This window comes from Actinomyces faecalis (assembly GCF_013184985.2).
Lineage (GTDB): Bacteria > Actinomycetota > Actinomycetes > Actinomycetales > Actinomycetaceae > Actinomyces > Actinomyces faecalis.
In genome coordinates, this window is record NZ_CP063418.1 from 372,044 (window position 1) to 391,568 (window position 19,525).

18 protein-coding genes are annotated in these 19,525 nt (G+C 69.6%); 9 read left to right on the plus strand and 9 right to left on the minus strand.

The window, feature by feature from the left end; genetic code table 11:
* Positions 1 to 58: 58 nt before the first annotated feature.
* Entirely contained in the window at positions 59 to 1,042 is a 984-nt protein-coding gene (gene dapD, locus HRL51_RS01465) for a 2,3,4,5-tetrahydropyridine-2,6-dicarboxylate N-succinyltransferase (RefSeq protein WP_172192155.1), read from the minus strand.
* A gap of 73 nt (positions 1,043 to 1,115) precedes the next feature.
* Here dapD and HRL51_RS01470 point away from each other — a divergent pair, with 73 nt between their 5' ends.
* Positions 1,116 to 1,802: a histidine phosphatase family protein gene (locus HRL51_RS01470; protein WP_172119872.1), complete on the plus strand. Its 687-nt coding sequence runs from the start codon at positions 1,116 to 1,118 to the stop codon at positions 1,800 to 1,802.
* Positions 1,799 to 2,587, plus strand: coding sequence for a hypothetical protein (locus HRL51_RS01475; protein ID WP_244960199.1), 789 nt, complete (start codon positions 1,799 to 1,801; stop codon positions 2,585 to 2,587). Before HRL51_RS01470 ends, HRL51_RS01475 begins: the two co-directional genes overlap by 4 nt.
* 123 nt (positions 2,588 to 2,710) lie before the next feature.
* On the opposite strand, the gene HRL51_RS01480 is transcribed toward HRL51_RS01475, so the two are convergent.
* Positions 2,711 to 3,148: a PLD nuclease N-terminal domain-containing protein gene (locus tag HRL51_RS01480; protein WP_172119871.1), complete on the minus strand. Its 438-nt coding sequence runs from the start codon at positions 3,146 to 3,148 to the stop codon at positions 2,711 to 2,713.
* Between the two features lie 165 nt (positions 3,149 to 3,313).
* On the opposite strand from HRL51_RS01480, the gene HRL51_RS01485 reads away from it, so the two are divergent.
* Complete coding sequence (locus HRL51_RS01485; protein WP_244960200.1) at positions 3,314 to 4,795, plus strand: AMP-binding enzyme; 1,482 nt, start codon at positions 3,314 to 3,316, stop codon at positions 4,793 to 4,795.
* Between the two features lie 33 nt (positions 4,796 to 4,828).
* Positions 4,829 to 5,818 carry a 1,4-dihydroxy-2-naphthoate polyprenyltransferase gene (locus HRL51_RS01490; protein WP_172119870.1) on the plus strand — a complete coding sequence of 330 codons (990 nt, stop codon included), beginning with the start codon at positions 4,829 to 4,831 and terminating at the stop codon, positions 5,816 to 5,818.
* A 349-nt stretch (positions 5,819 to 6,167) separates the two neighbouring features.
* Here the strand turns inward: HRL51_RS01490 and HRL51_RS01495 are convergent, their stop codons facing one another.
* Together HRL51_RS01495 and HRL51_RS01500 are read right to left on the minus strand one after the other, a co-directional pair.
* Complete coding sequence (locus tag HRL51_RS01495; RefSeq protein WP_172192157.1) at positions 6,168 to 6,755, minus strand: YagU family protein; 588 nt, start codon at positions 6,753 to 6,755, stop codon at positions 6,168 to 6,170.
* Positions 6,756 to 6,946: 191 nt separating this feature from the next.
* A complete protein-coding gene (locus HRL51_RS01500; protein WP_172192159.1) occupies positions 6,947 to 7,198 on the minus strand; it encodes a hypothetical protein in 252 nt (83 codons plus the stop codon).
* A gap of 195 nt (positions 7,199 to 7,393) precedes the next feature.
* On the opposite strand from HRL51_RS01500, the gene HRL51_RS01505 reads away from it, so the two are divergent.
* From HRL51_RS01505 to HRL51_RS01515, 3 genes are read left to right on the plus strand one after another with little or no spacing between them, the layout of a single operon-like run.
* Positions 7,394 to 9,106 carry a cytochrome c biogenesis protein CcdA gene (locus HRL51_RS01505; RefSeq protein WP_172192161.1) on the plus strand — a complete coding sequence of 571 codons (1,713 nt, stop codon included), beginning with the start codon at positions 7,394 to 7,396 and terminating at the stop codon, positions 9,104 to 9,106.
* Between the two features lie 52 nt (positions 9,107 to 9,158).
* Complete coding sequence (locus tag HRL51_RS01510) at positions 9,159 to 9,719, plus strand: sigma-70 family RNA polymerase sigma factor (protein WP_425321747.1); 561 nt, start codon at positions 9,159 to 9,161, stop codon at positions 9,717 to 9,719.
* Complete coding sequence (locus HRL51_RS01515) at positions 9,719 to 10,462, plus strand: anti-sigma factor (RefSeq protein ID WP_244960202.1); 744 nt, start codon at positions 9,719 to 9,721, stop codon at positions 10,460 to 10,462. Before HRL51_RS01510 ends, HRL51_RS01515 begins: the two co-directional genes overlap by 1 nt.
* A 92-nt stretch (positions 10,463 to 10,554) precedes the next feature.
* Here HRL51_RS01515 and HRL51_RS01520 read toward each other — a convergent pair whose 3' ends face one another.
* Positions 10,555 to 11,652 carry a 1,4-dihydroxy-2-naphthoyl-CoA synthase gene (locus tag HRL51_RS01520; RefSeq protein ID WP_172192167.1) on the minus strand — a complete coding sequence of 366 codons (1,098 nt, stop codon included), beginning with the start codon at positions 11,650 to 11,652 and terminating at the stop codon, positions 10,555 to 10,557.
* A gap of 96 nt (positions 11,653 to 11,748) precedes the next feature.
* On the opposite strand from HRL51_RS01520, the gene HRL51_RS01525 reads away from it, so the two are divergent.
* Both HRL51_RS01525 and murE read left to right on the plus strand, forming a co-directional pair.
* Entirely contained in the window at positions 11,749 to 13,170 is a 1,422-nt protein-coding gene (locus HRL51_RS01525) for an arginine deiminase (protein ID WP_244960203.1), read from the plus strand.
* 93 nt (positions 13,171 to 13,263) lie between these two features.
* A complete protein-coding gene (gene murE / locus HRL51_RS01530; RefSeq protein ID WP_172192169.1) occupies positions 13,264 to 14,838 on the plus strand; it encodes a UDP-N-acetylmuramyl-tripeptide synthetase in 1,575 nt (524 codons plus the stop codon).
* Between the two features lie 153 nt (positions 14,839 to 14,991).
* Here the strand turns inward: murE and HRL51_RS01535 are convergent, their stop codons facing one another.
* The 4 genes from HRL51_RS01535 to HRL51_RS01550 are packed head-to-tail and all read right to left on the minus strand — an operon-like array spanning position 14,992 to position 19,523.
* Positions 14,992 to 16,239, minus strand: coding sequence for a galactokinase family protein (locus tag HRL51_RS01535; RefSeq protein WP_218957642.1), 1,248 nt, complete (start codon positions 16,237 to 16,239; stop codon positions 14,992 to 14,994).
* Positions 16,236 to 17,084, minus strand: a complete 849-nt coding sequence (locus HRL51_RS01540; protein ID WP_172192171.1) for a nucleotidyltransferase family protein — start codon at positions 17,082 to 17,084, stop codon at positions 16,236 to 16,238. Before HRL51_RS01540 ends, HRL51_RS01535 begins: the two co-directional genes overlap by 4 nt.
* Positions 17,085 to 17,110: 26 nt before the next feature.
* A complete protein-coding gene (locus HRL51_RS01545) occupies positions 17,111 to 18,547 on the minus strand; it encodes a phosphoglucomutase/phosphomannomutase family protein (RefSeq protein WP_172119860.1) in 1,437 nt (478 codons plus the stop codon).
* Between the two features lie 46 nt (positions 18,548 to 18,593).
* On the minus strand, positions 18,594 to 19,523 hold the full coding sequence (locus tag HRL51_RS01550; protein ID WP_172119859.1) for a carbohydrate ABC transporter permease: 930 nt from the start codon (positions 19,521 to 19,523) through the stop codon (positions 18,594 to 18,596).
* Positions 19,524 to 19,525: the final 2 nt, after the last annotated feature.

The following is a 19,525-nucleotide window of genomic DNA, read 5'->3' on the forward strand; positions in this document are numbered from 1 at the left end:
ATAGTGTGGGGTGGGTGGTTGCATGTCAGGAAGGTGCGGCCTCGCTCCTGCCGTGTTGCTACCGACGCGAGTACGGCTCCGGGTTGAGCTCGATGCTCTTGCCGCCGCGCGCCAGTGCCTCGACGGCGCCGGACTGGGAGTTGCGGCGGAAGAGCACGTTGGAGGCTCCGGCCAGCTCGCGGGCGGAGATGACGCGGGGCTCTTTGAACAGGCCGTGAGCGCCAGGGACCACACCGCCCGAGGGCAGCAGGGAGACCTTGGTGCCGGCGGTGAGGTACAGGCCGGCCTCCACCACGCAGTCGTCGCCCAGCGGGATACCCAGACCGGAGTTGGCTCCCAGCAGACAGCGCTCGCCCAGTGCCACGCGCTGGCGCCCCCCGCCCGAGAGGATGCCCATGGTGGAGGCACCTCCTCCCACGTCCGAGCCGTCGCCGATGACGACGCCCTGGGAGATACGGCCCTCGACCATCGAGCGCCCCAGCGTCCCGGCGTTGTAGTTGACGAAGCCGGCGTGCATGACGGTGGTGCCTTCCGCCAGGTAGGCACCCAGGCGGACCTTGGCGGCGTCGCCGATGCGCACGCCTGAGGGCAGGACGTAGTCGGTCATCCGCGGGAACTTGTCCACCGAGTTGACCTGGACGGGGTGTCCGAGCCTGGCGCGCAGGCGCATCCGCGTGGTCTCGAAGTCCTCCGCGGCGCACGGGCCCGCCGAGGTCCACACCACCGAGGGTAGGCGGGAGAAGATGCCGTCCAGGTTGACCGTGTTGGGCCTGGCGAGGCGGTGGGACAGGACGTGCAGGCGCAGGTAGGCGCCGGCCACGGTCTGAGGGGCGTCGTCCAGGTCCGCCCAGGTGCGCACCACGGTGGTGTGCACTCCACGGGCCTCGTCGCGGGCCTCCATCGCGGTCAGGCGCTCCAGGAGGTCGGCGTCACCGTCCTCCGGCTCCTCACCCAGGACCGGCTTCGGGTACCAGACATCGAGGGTGTGTCCGTCATCGGTCACGGTGGCCAGGCCCAGGCCCCAAGCGCTGCGAGTTGTCATGGATCACAGGATAGGGGACTCAGGTCCCGTCTGCGGATCCTTTCCCGAGATCTGATCGTGCGACAATCGCGCTATGGCGCGCACGACGATCCACCTCATGCGACACGGCGAGGTCCACAACCCTGAAGGCGTCCTGTACGGACGGATGCCGGGCTACCACCTGTCCACCCTCGGGCAGGAGATGGCGGCCCAGGTGGCCGACGTGCTGTCTGCCGCCGGCCACGACGTCGCCGGTGTCGTCACCTCCCCGCTGGAGCGCGCGGTAGAGACCGGGGCCCCTACCGCCGCCGCCTTCGGGCTCCAGGCAGACACTGACGAGCGCCTCATCGAGGCGGACAACCACTTCGAGGGCGTAGCCGTCAACCGCAACCGGTGGGTCCTGGCCCGCCCCGAGCACTGGCGCTACTACCTCAACCCCCTGCGCCCCTCGTGGGGTGAGCCCTACGCCGAGCTCGTCGCCCGCATGGTGGCGGCCGTGCGCGACGCGCGGACCCGCTTCGAGGGCCACGAGGCCCTGCTGGTCTCGCACCAGCTGCCCGTGTGGGCCACGCGGCTGTGGCTGGAGGGGCGTCCGCTCGCCCACGACCCGCGTCGCCGCCAGTGCTCGCTGGCCTCGCTGACCTCTCTGACCTTTGACGACGCCACGCTGGTGGGTCTGTCCTACTGGGAGCCGGCTGGTGACCTGCTGCGCAGGGCGGAGGACATGGTTCCCGGGGCCTCGGCAGCGGCGGCGAAGATCGGTCAGGAGACACTGGCGTGACCGAGGTCCCGCTGCAGGGGCCGCGTGGCGAGGTCGTCCCGGCCTCCGCCTCCGGCCTGCAGCCTCAGGCCCCCTCCGGGCCGACGGCGCAGCCCAGGCCCGCCCCGCGCCGTCCCTGGACCGGACAGGACTTCGTGTGGTGGAACACCGCGGGCGTGCTCACTGCCCTGTGCGCCGGGCGCCGGCCCAACCCGGTCTCCCCGGTGATCGACCCGGTGCGTCGTGCCTTTGCCGCCGACGAGATCATGCTGGCTACCTGCGACGCTGAGATGCTCATGTGGCGCCGTGGGGACGCGACCTACAACCCCTCCCGCGGCTTCTTCCTGGCCGGAGGACCGGTGGGGCTGGCGCTGACGGCCGCCTTCTTCGGTGGCCAGGCCTATCTCAACTCCCGGCGCAAGAAGACGGCCGAGGCTGACGCCGTCGAGCGCTGGCGGCACCTGGCCGACGCGCGCCTGACGGTCTCGACCCACGGGATCTACCTGGGCACGGGGGAGGGGATCATGCCCATTGCCTACCGCGACGTCCAGGAGGTGCAGCTCACCGGCACCGGTGAGATCGTCATGGCCGCCGCCAACGCCTCGGGCTCAGCACGGTGGAAGCTGCGGGCGCAGTGGGCCGAGCTCGTGCTCATCCTGTGGGCGGCTCGCTACATGCCGGACCACCCCCAGGTGCTGGGACGCACCTGGCTGCCCGGTGACTGGTTCCTGCACGCGGCCGCCTATGGCTACGACGTCGACACTAGCGCCTGGCCGCGCTACATGCCGCCCGCACTGCGTTCCTGACCGCTCTATCGTCTCGTGCATCCAACCCCGAGATCGGGGCGGTCATGCTCCTTGCGCGCGGGACGGCGGGTCAGCGAGATCTGGACCTCGACGCCGGTGCGGTCTGGACCGGGACGGCGATCGTCAACGGGTGGTGCCCTCCTGGCCAGACTCGTGAGGGTCCTCCTCGCCTGGGTTCCCGCTCTTGTCCTGAGGGCTTGCCTGATCCTCATGACCGGTTGCCGATCCGTGTCGCTGACGACGCAGGTCATCGTCCAGACGGCGGAGGAACTCTGGATCGTCGTCGGGGGCGGCCGGCCGTGGACGTTGAGGACGGCGGAAGGAGGTGCCCTCCTTGGAGGACCAGACAGTGGGCTCGACGTAGCCACCACGTTCCTCAGCTGCCTTGACCCGGCTGACGATGATCCAGGCCACTGGACCGACCACCGTGACCATGACGATCAGGATGATCCACAGCATCTTGGGCATACGCGCCGGCATGTCCTCGTCAGGGGTGCGCGCGCAGTCGATCAGGGCGTACAGGGTCAGCGCCAGTACGAGGAGCGGGAGGAGCACCTTCATAGAACCCCACCCTAGTAGACCCTGGGCCGCTGGTGGCTGGGTGTTCAGGCGCGCCCTGGCGACAGGGTGCTCCGGGCGCCGATGGCGCTCAACGACGGCGGGCAGGCTCCTGTGCCTGTGTGGTGAGTGTCCCGTGAGCATGGAAGGGTGTGCCACGCTGGTTCCGTGCCCGATCCGTTGTCCTCCTGCGCCCCCACCCGTGTCCTGATGTCTGCCGCCCAACACGAGCCGCAGCTAGCCGAGCGTCGCCTTGAGCTGCTGCCCGGCGGGACCGGTCCGGCAGAGGTCGCTGCCCTCTACCGGGCGTTGGCTGCTCGCCTGGCGATGTTGACAGGGCCGGTCGCGGGCTCGCAGCCGGGACTGGCGGAGGGTGCACAGGCGGACTCGGGCGTGGAGACGGTAGAGGCCTCACAGGCGGCCCCGGTGGTGGGGCCAGCGACCGGCCCGGTGACGATCTCCCAGGCCCAGGAGCCTGCGTCATCCCCCCTTCTCGTGCCGGTGGCGCCGGATGAGGACAAGGACGCCCTGCGCCGGCGCCTGAACCGCATCCTGCGAGGTGTCCCGCCGCGTGCCGACCTGCTCCTGCGTACCTCAGGATCGACCCGCGGGCACGGCAGCATCGTGGCGATGAGCGCCGCGGCGCTGGCAGCCTCAGCGCAGGCCACCGATGCGCGCCTGGCAGGCCCAGGCTGCTGGGTCCTGGCCCTGCCGGCCCACCACGTCGCCGGGCTGCAGGTACTCGTGCGATCGGCGCTGTCCGGGCACGCCCCCAGCGTGGTCGACACCCGCCAGGGCTTCCGCCCCCAGGCATTGGCGGACGGCCTGGAGGAGGCTCTCCAGGTGGCTGGACGGACACCGGTCTACACCTCGCTGGTTCCCACCCAGCTGCTGCGGTGCCTGGAGAACCCGCGTGCGACTGCCCTGCTGGCTCGCACCTCCGCGGTCCTGGTAGGAGGGGCGGCCACCGACCCTGTGCTGTACCGCCGGGCGCTGGCCCGTGGCCTCAGGGTGGTCCGCACCTACGGAATGAGCGAGACCGGAGGCGGCTGTGTCTACGACGGCAGGCCGTTGGACGGGGTGTCTGTGCGGATCCAGGACCCTGATGTCGATTCCGTGGGCCGGATCGTCCTGGCTGGTCCGGTCCTGGCTGAGGCGTGCTGGGAGGGATCATCTGTCCTGCGGCGTCGCCCTGATGGGGGTGTCGAGCTCCTGACCTCGGACCGGGGCCGTCTGGATGGTGGTGTGCTCACGGTGCTGGGGCGTGTGGACGACGTGATCGTCACCGGCGGGGTCAAGGTGGAGCCCCGGGTGGTTGAGGAGGCCATGACGGGTCTGCCGGGGGTGGCCCAGTGCTGCGTGGTCGGGGTCGCGGATGCGCGGTGGGGAGCCGTCGTCGTGGCTGTGGTGGTCCCGCACGAGCACACGGTGGTCGATCCGGAGGCGCTGCGGCAGGCTGCCCGCGCCAGGCTCGATGGCGCTCACTCGCCCAAGAGGGTTGTGCTGGTCGATGAGCTGCCTGAGCGGGGACCGGGCAAGGTGGACAGGCGCGCGGTCGCAGTGCTCGCCACACACCTGAGTGCGCAGGCGATCACGGCTCCCACGGACCGGCAGACGCGTGCCCATGGGGCGGCCCATGGTGCGCGGTAGGCTCCTGTGGCCCGAACAGATCACAGGAGAAGCATGTCCGCCCACGACCTCCCCGCTCCCTCAACCGGATCGCGTCCCAGCGCGCCAGCTGCTGATGGCCCTCGCGCCACCAGCTGGGCCGAGGTGGTGCGGCTGCGTACCCTTCCTGCCGCACTGGCGCCGGTGGTGCTGGGAGCCGGTGCCGCCGGGGCCGGCGGCACCTTCTCACTGCCGCGTACGCTCCTGGCTGCGGGGGTGGCCCTGTCGCTCCAGATCGGCTCGAACCTGGCCAATGACTACTCCGACGGCGTACGCGGTACCGATGATGACCGCACCGGCCCGCCACGCCTGACCGCCTCGGGCCAGGTTCGGCCCGAGCTGGTGAAGTACGCCGCCTTCGGGTGCTTCGCCTTGGCGGGCCTGTTCGGCCTGGTCCTGCTGACGCTGTCCGGCCAGTGGTGGCTGGTGGCAGTGGGGGTGGCTGCGGTGGCCGCGGCCTGGTTCTACACCGGCGGCTCCCATCCTTACGGATACGCAGGGCTGGGAGAGGTCTTTGTCTTCATCTTCTTTGGCTTGGTGGCTACCTGCGGTACCACCTACGTCCAGGGCGGTGTGGTGCCCGGCTGGCTGTGGCTGTGTGCCTGCGGCATCGGTCTCATCGCGTGCTCGCTGCTCATGGTCAACAACCTGCGCGACATCGCCACGGACCCGCTCCACGGCAAGCGAACCCTGGCGGTGCGTCTGGGGCAGGACCGTGCGCGCCACGCCTTCAGCCTCATGGTGGGGCTGCCGGTCCTGCTTGGCGTGGTGGCGCTCAGCTGGGCCTGGACAGAGGAGGGTGGCAGTGCCTCCCCCTGGCGTGGTGGCCTCGTGCTGGTGGTTGCTCTGGTGGCCCTGGGATTTGCCGCATGGCGGGTGACGGGGCCCGTGCGTGCCGGAGCCGTGGGGCGTGCTCTGATTCCTGTCCTGCGTGACGCCGGCCTGTATGAGCTGGCCTACGGCGTCGTCATGGCGCTAGGGCTGATCGGGGTGACGGCCGCCTGAGTGTTGTGGCTGCCTCCTGACCGGTCCCCGCGCGCAGCCAGTGAGGACGGAGCGCTTCCAACCCGTGGCGGCGTACTTTGACAACATCGCGGCGTGCCCTGCCGGTGGGGGCGTGGCCTGGAACGTCCCTAGGCCACGCCCCCACCAGCAGGGCACGCTCTCAGGTACTGACGCACGCCGCCACGGGCTGGAAGCACGCCTCGACCAGTGGGGACGCCGCCGCAGCAGGTCGGCGGTGGACTGGCTGTGAGGCTTGAGCCCGCCAGCGCGTGTGCTGTGCCGTGGCGAGCGGGCTCGGCCTGGCGGCAGCCCCGCGGTCAAGCCTGCGCCGCTGCCAGGACCTGCCTGGTCAGCGGGTCGTCTCCACCAGCGGGACCTCGGCGTCGGGCTCATGGGTGATGCGGTTGCGCAGGTCGCGGCGCACGATCTCGATCGACCAGAGCCACACGATGTGCCCGAAGAGCTCAGAGAAGTGCTCGGACCAGGTCTGTGCGCCCTCGATCCAGGGGAAGGGGTTGGGCGCCCAGCCCATGATCGGCATGAAGACGACGTGGGCGAAGACGTAGACGGCCACGCCGAAGACCGCGCCCTGCCACATCTTGACCCGCGGGAAGTACTCGGCGGCGATGCAGTAGATGAGGCCGAAGACGATCGCGAAGCTGAAGTGGACGACGAAGGAGTAGATCGGCAGGGGGTTGTTGGAGAAGGTCACCATCGTGTGCGAGGTCTCCGGGCTCATGCCAAACCACTCCAGCATGGCCTGAGGAGGGTTGGTGTCCGAGCGGGGCCCCGGGGTGCGGGGTGGGAAGGGGACCTCCCAGCCGAACTTGACGATGGCGGAGAAGACGCCGCCGATGAGGCCGACCAAGGTGGCGACGCCAATCCGGCGGCGGCTGGGCTCGGTGGAGCCGAGGAGCGTGGTGATCCAGGTGGGCATGGGGTCCTCCAACACGGTGGGAGTGGAAGGGCGCCAGTGCCCCGGAGGGCGCACGCCCTTGGGTCGGTTGGAATGGTTGCACGCCTCGGGGTGGGGAACCAGACAGTGAGAGCGTGAGATCTGTCAATCGTTGGACATATTGACAGCGGGGGCGTGGCCGCCTCGAGAGGTCCGACCACGCCCCCGTGTGCTCACTTGCCGTCAGACATGCCCTTGTCGGACATCTCCTTGTCGGACATCGCGTCGTCAGACATCTCCTTGTCAGACATCTCCTTGTCAGACATCTCCTTGTCGGACATTTCCTTGTCGTCCATGGCGTCGTCGGACATCGCCGACTCTGAGGGGGCGGGGCTCATCTGTGAGGGAGAGTCGGAGCCGCACGCGGCGACTCCCAGGGTGGACAGTGCAATGAGGGCGGCGGCGAGGGTGGTACGGGTACGCATCGGGTTGCTCCTGATGTCGTGGGGTGCGCTTGGGGCGCCTGTCACGAGTGGTTCGGAGCCGGGTGGTGTGCGGATGCCAGCCATCCGTGTGTTGTGCGCCATATTTTATTGATGCCTAGGAGGACATCCACCCTCCGCCTCGTCTCCGAACCAGGGGTGAATAACCGCACGAGCCGCCACCTCAGGAGGCCCCACATGCTCACCCTCGTCCTCGTCGGTCTCCTCGGAGGCTTCATCACCGGGATATCGCCGTGCATCCTTCCCGTCCTACCCGTCATCCTCGTTGCCGGCGGGGCCCAGGGTGCCCGGCAGGACGACGACGGCCCGCGTCCGCGTCCCTCCTGGGCCGAGCGCTGGCATCCCTACCTGGTCGTCGGCGGCCTGGTCCTGTCCTTCACCTTCTTCACCCTGGTGGGCTCCACGCTCCTGAGCCTGCTCCACCTCCCTCCCACCTTCATCCAGTGGGCCGGCGTCCTGGCCCTGGTGCTCATCGGCATCGCCATGATCGTGCCCCGGGTCATGGAGGTACTTGAACGTCCCTTCGCCCGCTTCCAGCGCATGGGCGCCTCCAAGCAAACCAACGGCTTCCTGCTGGGCCTGGCCCTCGGTGCCGCCTACGTCCCGTGCGCGGGCCCCGTCCTCGCCGCGGTCTCGGTGGCTGGAGCAACCGGCACCGTGGGCGCCGGGACCATCGCCCTGGCACTGTCCTTCGGGCTGGGCACCGCCGTCCCGCTCCTGGGTTTCGCGCTGGCAGGCCGGCATGTGACGGAACGAGTCCAGGCATTTCGCGGGCACCAGAAGGCGGTGCGACTGACTGCCGGCGTGCTCATGATCGCCCTGGCTGTCGGCATCGTCACCGGGGCGCCTGCCGCCATCCAGCGGGCGCTTCCTGACTACACCTCACGGCTCCAGGCCACCACTGACCGCCTGCTCCACGGGGCCCAGCGCCAGGCTGCGGGCACAGGCACGCTTGCCTCGTGCCGCCCTGGGGCCACGCAGGCGGCAGACTGTGGCCCGCTTCCCAGCATCGAGGGCGTCGCCTGGCTCAACACCCCTGACGGTGCGGCTCTGACGCGCCAGCAGGTCACGAGCGCCGTCACCCTGGTCGATTTCTACGCCTACTCGTGCATCAACTGCCAACGCTCGATCCCCGGCATCGAGCGCCTGCACACCACCTACCGTGACGCCGGGCTGCAGGTGATCGGTGTCCACTCACCCGAATACGCCTTCGAGAAGGATGTGGACAACGTCCGCCAGGGTTCGCAGGACCTGGGAATCACCTATCCCGTCGCCGTGGACTCCGAGCTCACCACGTGGCGGGGCTTCGACAACCACTACTGGCCTGCCCACTACCTTGCTGACGCCACCGGCACTGTCCGTGCCGTCCGCTACGGGGAAGGGGGCGAGGGTGAGACCGAGGCCCTCATCCGGCAGCTCCTGCGTGAGGCAGACCCCCAGGTCCGCCTGCCTGAGCCCATTTTCACCGAGGCCGACGACGCCCCTGCAGTCAGCCCCGAGCGCACCCCGGAGACCTACCTCGGTGCCTGGCGGGCTGATCGCTTCACCGGTGGACGCCTGAGCGAAGGAGTGGAGGAGTACACCTTCCCCTCCTCCCAGAAGGCGGACACCTTCGCCCTGGACGGTCGCTGGAAGGTGGGGACGCAGTCCATCAGCCCTGACGGTGCCCAGGCGCGAGTGCGGCTGTCGTGGCGGGGAGCACATGTCTACCTTGTCGTCTCCGGGGAGGGGGACCTCAGCTGGGTCGACCAGAACGGCACGACGCGCACCGAGCACGTGTCCGGGACGCCCAATGGGATCGAGCTGATCTCGGCCGCGCAGGGCACCTCAGGGGTGCTCGACCTGAGCGTGGGGCCAGGACTTGAGCTCTACTCCTTCACCTTTGGGTGAGGGTAGGGGTGCTGATGCGGCTACGATGCCACGCGTGGAGGACCTTACGACGATCCCTGGCGCCCCGCCTGGCGCTGTGCCTGACGACGAGGGCCTCCTCCTGCGCGTCGCGGCCGGTGACCAGGAGGCCTTCGCCGCCCTGTATGACACCTGGGCGCCGCGTCTGCTCGCGTTGGCAGTGCGGATCGTCGTCGACCGGGCACAGGGCGAGGAGGTCCTCCAGGAGGTCATGCTGGAGGTGTGGAGACGGGCCGGGTCCTTTGACCCCCAGCGGGGCAGCGCGCGTGCCTGGCTCGTCACGCTCACCCGTCGCCGCGCCATCGACCGTGTCCGGGCCAGCCAGGCTGCCCGTGACCGTGAGGGCTCCTGGAACGACTACCTTCCTGATACCGACCAGACGGTTGCGCAGGTCGAGGCTCGGCTCATCGCCGACGAGGTGCGTCAGGCCCTGGTGGACCTCGGGGAGCCCTACCGCTCCACCCTCGAGCTCGCCTACTTCACCGGTCTCACCCACCGTGAGATCGCACGACGCACTGACGTTCCACTGGGGACGGTCAAGAGCCGGATCAGGTCCGGGATGAGCAAGCTGCGTGATCTGTTGGGGGAGGGATGATGACGGTAAGCCACAACCGCGGGGACAACCGCCAGGGTGAGAGCGCATGGGACGACGACGTTGAGCGTCTGCTCGACAGTGAGACCGCCAGCTTGCTGGGGGCGTCCCTGGAGCCGATGGAGCCCTCGCCGGCGTTGCGGGCCTCCCTGATGGCCCGCGTCGCCGTGACTGAGCAGGAACGGCTTGAGCGCCTTGCCCCGGTGGTACCGCTGCGCCGTCGAAGGGTGCTGCATCACACGGTCAGGGTGGCCGCTGCCGTCGTCCTGGCCTGCGCAGGCTATGCGGCGGGCTGGAGCACCGGCCACGGCTCAGCCATGGGAGACATGGGTGACATGGTCGACTACACCCACCTCAACCAGGCCCAGGACGTCCGGCGCGTCACCGACACCATGCCTGACGGGCACGTGGCGACCCTGACCTGGTCGCAGCGCATGGGGATGACGGCCCTGAGCCTGCCCGAGGAGATGCGTGAGGCCGCCCAGGGCCACAGCCTCCAGGCCTGGCTCGTTAAAGGTGGCATCACGACCTCCCTGGGCCTCTACGACCCCGAGGCCGGCAGTGGCTTCACCTTCCTGGACCTCATGCCCGAGGAAGGAGAGAGGGTCCTTATCACCCAGGAGCCGGCCGGTGGCTCCGAGCAGCCTACCGGCCAACCCCTGGTCACTTTCGATGTTCACGCGGATGGCACGACCACTCGCCGTCCTGATCCGCAGCCGGCCGGAGGGCAGGGAGCCGACGCCTGAGCCCCAGTCCCAGAGCGCGTGGGGTCGCGGACCAGGGCCGCCCACTGGCGGGCGCACGGCCCCTGCGGGGGCGCTCAGACGTGGTAGGCGTCTCAGAAGTAGTAGGGGAAGGGGGACCAGTCTGGTTCACGGCGCTGGAGGAAGGCGTCACGGCCCTCCACGGCTTCATCAGTCATGTAGGCAAGGCGTGTGGCCTCCCCGGCGAAGACTTGCTGGCCGGCCAGGCCGTCGTCAGCAAGATTGAAGGCGAGCTTGAGCATCCGGATGGCCTGGGGTGACTTTGAGGTCACGGTGGCTGCGTACTCCAGCGCCGTGTCCTCCAGGTCCACGTGGGGCACTACCTCATTGACCACGCCCCAGCGCTCGGCGGTGACGGCGTCATAGGTGCGGGCGAGGAAGAAGATCTCCCGTGCCCGCTTGTCCCCGACCTGGCGAGCCAGGAGCGTCGAGCCGTAGCCGGCGTCAAAGGACCCGACGTTGGCGTCGGTCTGCTTGAAGCGTGCGTGCTCGCGTGAGGCGATCGACAGGTCGGCGACGACGTTGAGGGAGTGCCCGCCGCCCGCCGCCCAGCCGCAGACGGCCGCGATGACCACCTTGGGCATGGTGCGGATGAGGCGCTGGACCTCCAGGATGTGCAGGCGGCCAGCACGAGCGGCATCCATGCGCGCCTGACGGGCGGCGACGGCGGCGTCATGGGCATCGGCAGGTGTCCCATGGCCGTGCCCGGGGGCTGACGGGGTGAGGGGGGAGGCCTCTGTCTCGTAGTGGTAGCCGTCGCGGCCGCGGATACGCTGGTCCCCTCCCGAGCAGAAGCCCCAGCCTCCGTCCTTGGGGGAAGGGCCGTTACCGGTGAGGATGACGGCGCCCACGTCCCCGCTCATGCGGGCGTGGTCAAGGACTCGGTAGAGCTCGTCCACAGTGTGGGGGCGGAAGGCGTTGCGCAGCTCAGGGCGGTCGATGGCCACACGCACCACCGGCAGGTCCCGCAGCCAGCGGCCGGAGGCGTCACGCTCACAGCCTCGGTGGTAGGTCACGTCGGTCAGCACGACGCCGTCACCCGCCTGAGAGCGGGTAGCCTCACCTGAGGCCGGGGCGGGGTGGTGGGCGTGGGCAAATCCCTCCACCTCGCGCCAGCGGAGGGGATCAAAGATCTCGGACACACGTGCAGGCACGGGGTGGGGCTTGCTCATGCGCCACAGCCTAGGACAGCGCCTGGTCTGGCTCACCTGCTGGTCATGCCTGCCCAAAGGTCCTCCCGCAGGGGCCTGGCCGGATAACCTGTGGGCATGGGGCAGCACGAGGACACGCAGGGGCAGGACGGCGCCGGACGGGGTAGTGACCTGGTAGACGGCGTCGGCCGGTCAGCGACGAGCCGCGGCCCGCGGTCCGGGCAGGACCGGGCGCTCGTGCCCGCACGCGAGGGCGGCGGGAGGGTCGACTCCGAGACCGGCCGGCTGCGTGAGGTGATCGTCCACCGCCCAGGTCGCGAGATCGCGCGCCTGACACCGATCAACGCGCCGTCCCTGCTCTTCGATGACGCCCTCAACATCGACCGGGCCCAGGCCGAGCACGACGCACTGACCGCGATCCTGCGGGCTGAGGGTGTGCTGGTCCATGACTTCCGCGAGCTGCTCACCGAGTCCCTGGCCTGTCCCCAGGCCCGTGAGCTCGTCCTGACGGAGACGGTGGGGCCCCAGACCGTGGGCGTGTCGACCTCGCAGGTCCTGACCGACTTCCTCCAGTCCCTGCCGGACGCCGACCTCGCTGAGGTGCTGCTGGCCGGCATCACCCGTGCCGAGCTGCGGGAGCGGCTCAGCCCTGCTGACGCCCGCACGCTGTTCGACACGACCTTCCTGTCCACCCTGGAGGGGCAGTTCGTCATCACCCCGCTGCCCAACCACCTCTTTACCCGTGACGCCTCGGCCTGGCTCTACGGGGGCAAGCACGTCAACACCATGGCACTGGCGCCCAGACGGCGTGAGGCGGTCAACTACGAGGCTGTCTACCGCTACCACCCGGCGTTCGCCGACCGTGGTCTGCTGTGGAGCGAGGAGCACGGGGCCTCGATGGCCACGGTCGAGGGCGGAGACCTCCAGGTCCTGGGAAACCGCAGCCTCGTGGTCGGCCTGTCCCACCGCTCCAGCGCTGCCGGGGTGGAGCGCCTGGCCACCAGGCTCTTTGACGACGGCGTGGCGGACCGGGTCATCGGTGTGCACATGCCGGACCGGGCCTTCTACACCGAGCTGGACGCGGTCATGCACCTGGACACCCTCATGACCATGGTCGCCCCGGACACCTACCTGCGCTTCGAGGGCTTCAAGGACGTCACGACCGTCGAGATCGAGCCAGGCGCCAGCCACGGCTCGACCAAGGACAGGGACCGCGGCCGCGCCTCGCTGCGGGTCACGGTCCACGAGGGCAGCGAGATGGACCGGGTCCTGGCCCGGGCTGCCGGGATCGGCTCCTTCCGCGTCATCAGCCCGGACATGTCCGACGAGGCTGAGGCGCTGCGTGAGCTGGCCCGCGACTCGTGCAACGTCGTCGCCCTGGCACCCGGCCGGGTCATCGGCTACGCCCACAACCAGGCTGCCAACGACGTGCTGCGCCGCGCCGGGATCGAGGTCCTGGAGACGCCCGGCGTCGAGCTCGTGCGGGGCCGGGGCGGGGCCCACTGCATGACCTGCCCCGTGACCCGGGACGCGGTGTGAGCGACCTGCCCCACGGGCGGCCGGGGCTGGACGGCCCAAGGGCATAGGCTCGCCCGCGGACAGGAACAGCGAGCACCCACAGCAGGAGGACACGTGTCGTACACCGGTGGACCGGCCGAGTCGGCGGGCGCTGCCCCTGGGGGACGCAGCCTGAGCCTGGCGCGGGCCGCCGGGGTCCTGTACGAGGCCGGGCTGCTGCGTGAGGTCGTCACCTCGCAGGGGTGGTTCGTCGCTCCTGACCACCTGCCGGCCCTGGAGATGAGCTCACTGACCTATGACACGCGCAGGCTGACGCCGGGCGCGCTGCTCGTGGTCAAGGGGCAGTTCAAGGAGGAGTTCCTGGCTCCGGCGTGTGATCGCGGGATGGTTGCCTACGTCGCTGAGCGGGACTACGGCGCCGTCACGCAGTGCCCCGGGCTCGTCGTCGACAACGCCCTGGAGGCGATGAGCCTCCTGGCTGCTGAGCTCTACGGCCACCCCGAGCGTGAGCTGACGATCGTGGGTGTCACCGGTACCAAGGGCAAGACGACCACGGCCCACCTGGTCCACGCGGTGCTGAGCGAGGTCACCGACGGGCGCACCGCGATGTTCAGCTCCAACCACCTGTGCCTTGACGGGCGCACCTTCACCCCCGCGGTGCTCACGACCCCGGAGTCAGCCGACTCCCTGCGCATGATGCGTCAGGCCGTGGACGCGGGAATGACCCACCTGGTCATGGAGGTCTCCTCCCAGGCCTACAAGCTCCGCCGGGTCCACGGGCTGACCTTCGACGTCGGGGTCTTCCTCAACATCGGGCAGGACCACATCAGCCCCGTCGAGCACCCCACCTTTGAGGACTACTTCTACTGCAAGCGCCAGCTCGTCCGTCACAGCAGGACGCTGGTGCTCAACGCGGACAGCGACTACCAGGACCTGCTCGTGGAGGAGGCGCAGCAGGCTGGTGCCAGCGTGCTCACCGTCTCGCGCACGACCGGTGACCTGGTACTGGGCCAGGAGGGCGAGGGCTTCACCCTGCGCTACCAGGGTCAGGACGTGGCCGGCTCCGAGGAGGAGGCGATGCGGCTGCGGCTGGCAGGAGCCTTCAACCAGGACAACGCCGCTGCTGCGGTCGCCGTGGTGCTGGCGCTGGGGATACCGGCCCAGGACCGCGCGCTGCGCGCGGTCGAGCAGGTGCAGGTCTCAGGGAGGATGGAGAGGCTGACCAGCGACGACGGCATCGTCGGCTACGTCGACTTCGCTCACAACCACCTGTCCACCACCTTGCTGCTGGACGAGGTGGAGCGGGTCTACGGCCGCGACAACCCGAGAATCATCCTGGTCTCAGGCTCGACTGGGGGCAAGGCCGTCAACCGCCGCCAGGGCATCGTCACCGCCGCCAACGGTCGTGTGGACTCCTTCATCTTCACCGAGGACGACCAGGACCGGGAGAGCGCGACACAGATCGCCCGGCAGATGCGCGGCTACGTCACGGACAGCGAGGCGTCCACCCAGATCGTCGTGCCCCGGGCCAAGGCCATTGAGGCGGCGGTGACGCAGGCCCGCCAGCACCCGGGACGGCGCAACGTCATCCTCGTCATCGGCAAGGGTGACGAGGTCCGCAACATCGTCAACGGCGTCAAGCAGCCCTACGAGGGCGACGCTGCTGTGCTGCGCCGGTTGCTGGGCTGAGCCGGGGCCGGCAGTGGCGGGGGCGTGGTGAGGAGCCCTTGGCTACCACCCGCCCCCCGCTCGTTCCTCGCGCCGCTCCCGCCAGGCCCGCCACGCCAGCAGGCCTCTCACCCCGCCCAGACCTCACCGTCGCCCGACGAGGGCCTGGGCGGCTCAGTCCAGGCGGCTGGCGCTGGTGCCTGGCCGGGTGACGATCGTCGTCGCTGAGGCCGGGCCACCAGCCTCGCGCTGATAGCGCGTGAGCCACTGCGCCGCGAAGTCCTCGGCGTCGGTAGCGGGCACGACGGCGTAGACCGAGCCGCCCCAGCCGGCACCGAAGGCACTGGCACCGATCGCCCCCAGGTCCCGCGCCAGGTCCACCATGGCGTTGGTCTGCGGGACCTGGTTGAGCAGGTGGGAGTCGGCCAGGGCGTGGGAGCGAGCAAGGACCTCGCCGACGGCGCCGGCGTCGCCGGCCGCGACCGCCTGGGCCCCGGCGGGCACGAGCACGAGGGACTCGATGACGAGCTGCTCGACACGACGGCGCTCGTAGCCAGGATCGGTCAGGTCCAGCAGGCGGTCCAGCTCGCGGGACCCAGCCGCCTCCTCGCCCGTGGCCTCACCGACCAGAAGACGCAGGACAGCGCTGAGGGAGGTGTCCTCACGCCCGGTGGACTCGTTCCACCGGGCCAGCACCGAGCGGAGCGTGCGCGGACCGCGGTTGTAGTCCTCCAGCGCAGCCCCTGTCTTCTCTGCCAGCACGCCGCTGACACCGACCACGAGGGACCAGTGGGAGGGGAAGGGTACGCGCTCGCGGATCTCCATCGGGTCGAAGCGGGCCAGGAGCAGGGTGTCAGCCTGACCGCACAGCATGCCGGTGTGGTCCTCCGAGCCTCCCTGGGTCCCGACACCCTCAGCGCCCAGGAGCTCACGCCAGGGGCGCCCGGCCTCGACCCCGGCCAGGTAGCCGGCCAGGGAGAGGCGGTCAGGGACGTTGCGTTCCCACAGCTCGGTCGTGGTCCACCCGTTGAGGTCAGCCAGCGCCAGGGCGCAGGCGCACACCAGGGCCGAGGAGGAGCTCATCCCCGAGGCCGGGGGCAGGTCCGAGGTGATGGTCAGGTGCGCCGGGACGCTGGGGCCGAAGTTTGAGGTCAGTCGGTCCAGGACGGTCTGGAGGTAGCGCCCCCAGTGGCCGGCCGGAAGCCCGTGCGCCTGGCCGGCACGCAGGCGCACCGGATCGGTGGCGGTGGTCGTGGTGGCTGTCAGCTCGCCAGCCTGCCCGTCTATGTGCTGCGCCAGGGCGCTTACGCCGCGGTCGACGGCTCCGACCAGGACGTTCCCGCCGGCGTAGTCGGTGTGCTTGCCCAGGACCTCGATACGGCCAGGAACTCGCCAGGCGGCCTGGTCGCGGCGCGGGATCACAGCGCCACCTGCGTGCTCGCGAGCCGGGCCTGGACGTCCGCCACGTCCTCGCGACGGGACAGGTCCAGCACGGCGCCTTGGACAGGCAGCACGCTCACCGGGGAGCCTAGTGCCCGGACGGCGTCGACGATCTCCAGCTCCCCGCGGGGCGAGGGTGAGATACGTGCGCAGGCCTGGAAGATCTCCGGGGTGAAGACGAAGGCGTTCATCGACACCAGCGCGTGCTCCCCAGCCTCCTGGACCACCTCCGGAGCAGGCTTCTCCACGATCTCGGTCAGCAGCCCGCCCTCCTGCCGCACCAGGGCGAAGGCGGCCACGCGCTCGGCCGGGATGTTGGAGCCCGCCACGAGCGCGGCCCGGTCGAAGCCGAGCAGGGCGTTGCCCTCGTGCCCTGCCAGGGCCCGCAGGCCCTCGACGGGGTAGTAGTTGTCCCCGTTGACCATGAGGAAGGGCTCCTGGCCCACGACCTTCTCAGCGCAGGCGACGGCGTCCGCCGTGCCGCGTGGCTCGGGCTGGACGGCGAGCTCGATGCTCACCCTGGTCGGGGCCAGCTCGGCGATATGGGCGTCAAAGGCCTCGTGCTCAGGGCCGACGACGAGGACGACGCGGCTGATCCCGGCATCAGCCAGCGCAGCCAGGCTGTAGTCGACCAGCAGGTGCTCGCCGATGGGCATCAGTGCCTTGTAGCCGCTGGCTGCCGCAGCAGCCTGGGCGGGGGAGAGACTGGTGGTCGCGTCGGTCTCGGCCCGCATCCGGGTACCCAGGCCTCGGGCGAGGACGACGGCGGTGCGCACCGTGGGGCGGTCCTGGCCTTGTGAGGTGGCTGGTGAGGGGGAGAGGGTCATAGTCATGTGCTCCTGTGATGAGGCGGTCAGACGTGCAGGTCGTAGTGCGAGGCGACGGCGTCGGCAGTGCGTTGAGCGAGCTCGCTGTCGGGCATCTCCGCGAAGACTCGTAGCAGCGGCTCGGTCCCGGAGAAGCGGATGGTGACCCAGCCGTCGTTGGTGAAGTAGACCTTGCAGCCGTCCTCCCAGCTGATGTGGTCAGTCTCCAGGCCCAGCGCGGAGAAGTCCGGAAGGTCGTGGGCGGCGAAGATGCGCTCGGTCAGCTCGGCGCGTCGCGCCGCGGTGAAGCCGTAGGCCTCCTCGACCATGACGAGCTCGCCGTAGCGGGCGACGAGGTCGGCGTAGAGCTCAGAGAGCCGCTTGCCCGAGGCGGCCACGGCCTCGACCAGCAGGGAGCCGGCGTAGACGCCGTCCTTGCCGGGGATGTGGCCGCGCACGGTCAGGCCTCCCGAGGACTCACCGCCGATGACGGCGTCGGTCTCGGCCATTTTGGCACTGATCCACTTGAACCCCACCGGTACCTCGTAGCAGACCTGTCCGTGTGCCTGGGCGACACGGTCCAGCAGGTGGGTGGTGGACATGTTGCGCACTGCCGGACCTGTCCATCCCTTGCGCGTGAGGAGGTAGTCGTAGAGCAGGACGAGGACCTGGTTGGGGGTGAGGTAGTGTCCCTGGTCGTCGATGATGCCCAGGCGGTCGGCGTCGCCGTCGGTGGCGATGCCCAGGTCCGCCCCGCGCTCGACCACGGCGTGCTGGAGCGCAGCCAGGGTGCCCTTGGCAGGGGAGGGCATTCGACCGCCGAAGAGGGGGTCGTGACGCTCGTTGATGACCTCGACCTGGCAGCGGGCGGTGAGCAGGATGGTCTGCAGGCTTGTCTGGGCCACACCAAACATAGGGTCGAGGACCAGGTGGAGATGGGCGTGACGGATTGTCTCCACGTCAAGCTTGTCCAGGATGGCGTCCAGGTACCAGTTGATCGAGTGCTGGATGGTGACGAGCTCGCTGGCACGGACCTCGTGAGGTTCCAGGGACCGCACGTCCTGCTCATCCAGGGCACTGACCTGGGTGGTCAGGGACTCGGTGAACTCCAGGTCGGCGTCGCGGCCACCGGGGAGGAAGACCTTGATGCCGTTGTACAGGGCCGGGTTGTGTGAGGCCGTGACGGCCATACCGTAGGCGGCGCCCAGGTTGCCCACCGTCCACATGGTGGTGGGGGTCGGGGTGGGGCGGTCGATGACGGTGACGGGGACGCCGTTGCCGGCCAGGACCTCGGTGGCCCACCAGGCGGCCGTGTCAGACAGGAAGCGGCGGTCGTAGCCGACCACGACGCGGCCGGGCTGCTCGCCGGCAGGAGTCTCGGACAGGACGCGGTTGGCCAGCCCCTGGGTCAGGAGCCTGACGTTGGCACGGGTGAACTCGTCTCCGATGACGGCTCGCCAGCCGCCGGTTCCGAAGTGGATCATGACTACCTTCTGTCGCAGGTGGGGGACGGATGAAGCACGGTGCGGCTCAGCCCTTGACGGCCCCTGCCGTCAGACCGGCCCTCCAGTAGCGCTGGAGGAAGAGGAAGAGGATGACGAGTGGCAGCACGCCGAGCAGCGCGCCCTGGAGCACGGCGCCGTAGGTCGGATCGAAGTAGGACATCATACCGTACAGGCCCAGGGTCACAGGCTTGAGCTCGACGTTGTTGGTCACCATCATCAGCGGCAGCAGGAAGTTGTTCCAGGTGGCCACGAAGATGAACAGGAAGATGGTCACCATCGCTGGCGCCAGGATGCGCAGGACCATGGTGAAGAAGATGCGGAACTCACCGGCGCCGTCGATCCGTGCGGCCTCCAGCAGCTCGTCAGGCACGGAGGTGGCGGCGTACATCCGTCCTAGGAAGACCCCGAAGGGGCTGACGCAGCTGGGGATGATGATGGACCAGATGGTGTCGGTCAGCCCCAGGGTGTGCATGACGATGTACAGCGGGATGGTCAGCAGGGCGATGGGCAGAAGCAGCCCGCCCAGGACAGCCAGCTGGAGGGCGCCTGAGCCGCGGAAGGCGAACTTGGAGATTCCGTACCCGGCCATGACAGACACCAGCGTGCCGATCATCCCGGCTGCCGTGGAGTAGAGCACCGAGTTGGCCACCCAGCGCCAGAACATGCCTCCGGTCCAGGAGATGAGGGCGTCGTAGTTGGCCCTGATGTTGATCGAGGCAAACCACAGTGATCCGTCCTTGAGGTCGGCGTTGGTCTTCGTGGCTGAGATGATGAGCCAGTACAGGGGGAAGAGGAAGTACAGCAGGACCAGGACCAGGATGATCCGGGTGACCCACTTAGCCAGCGTGGAGGGCTCGACGCTGCGGGCGTGGGAGGAGGTGGAGGGCCGGTACTCGCGGCCGTCAGCCAGCCGGGCGGTGCGGGGCCTGCCGAGCAGGCGGGAGGAAGCGCTCATGA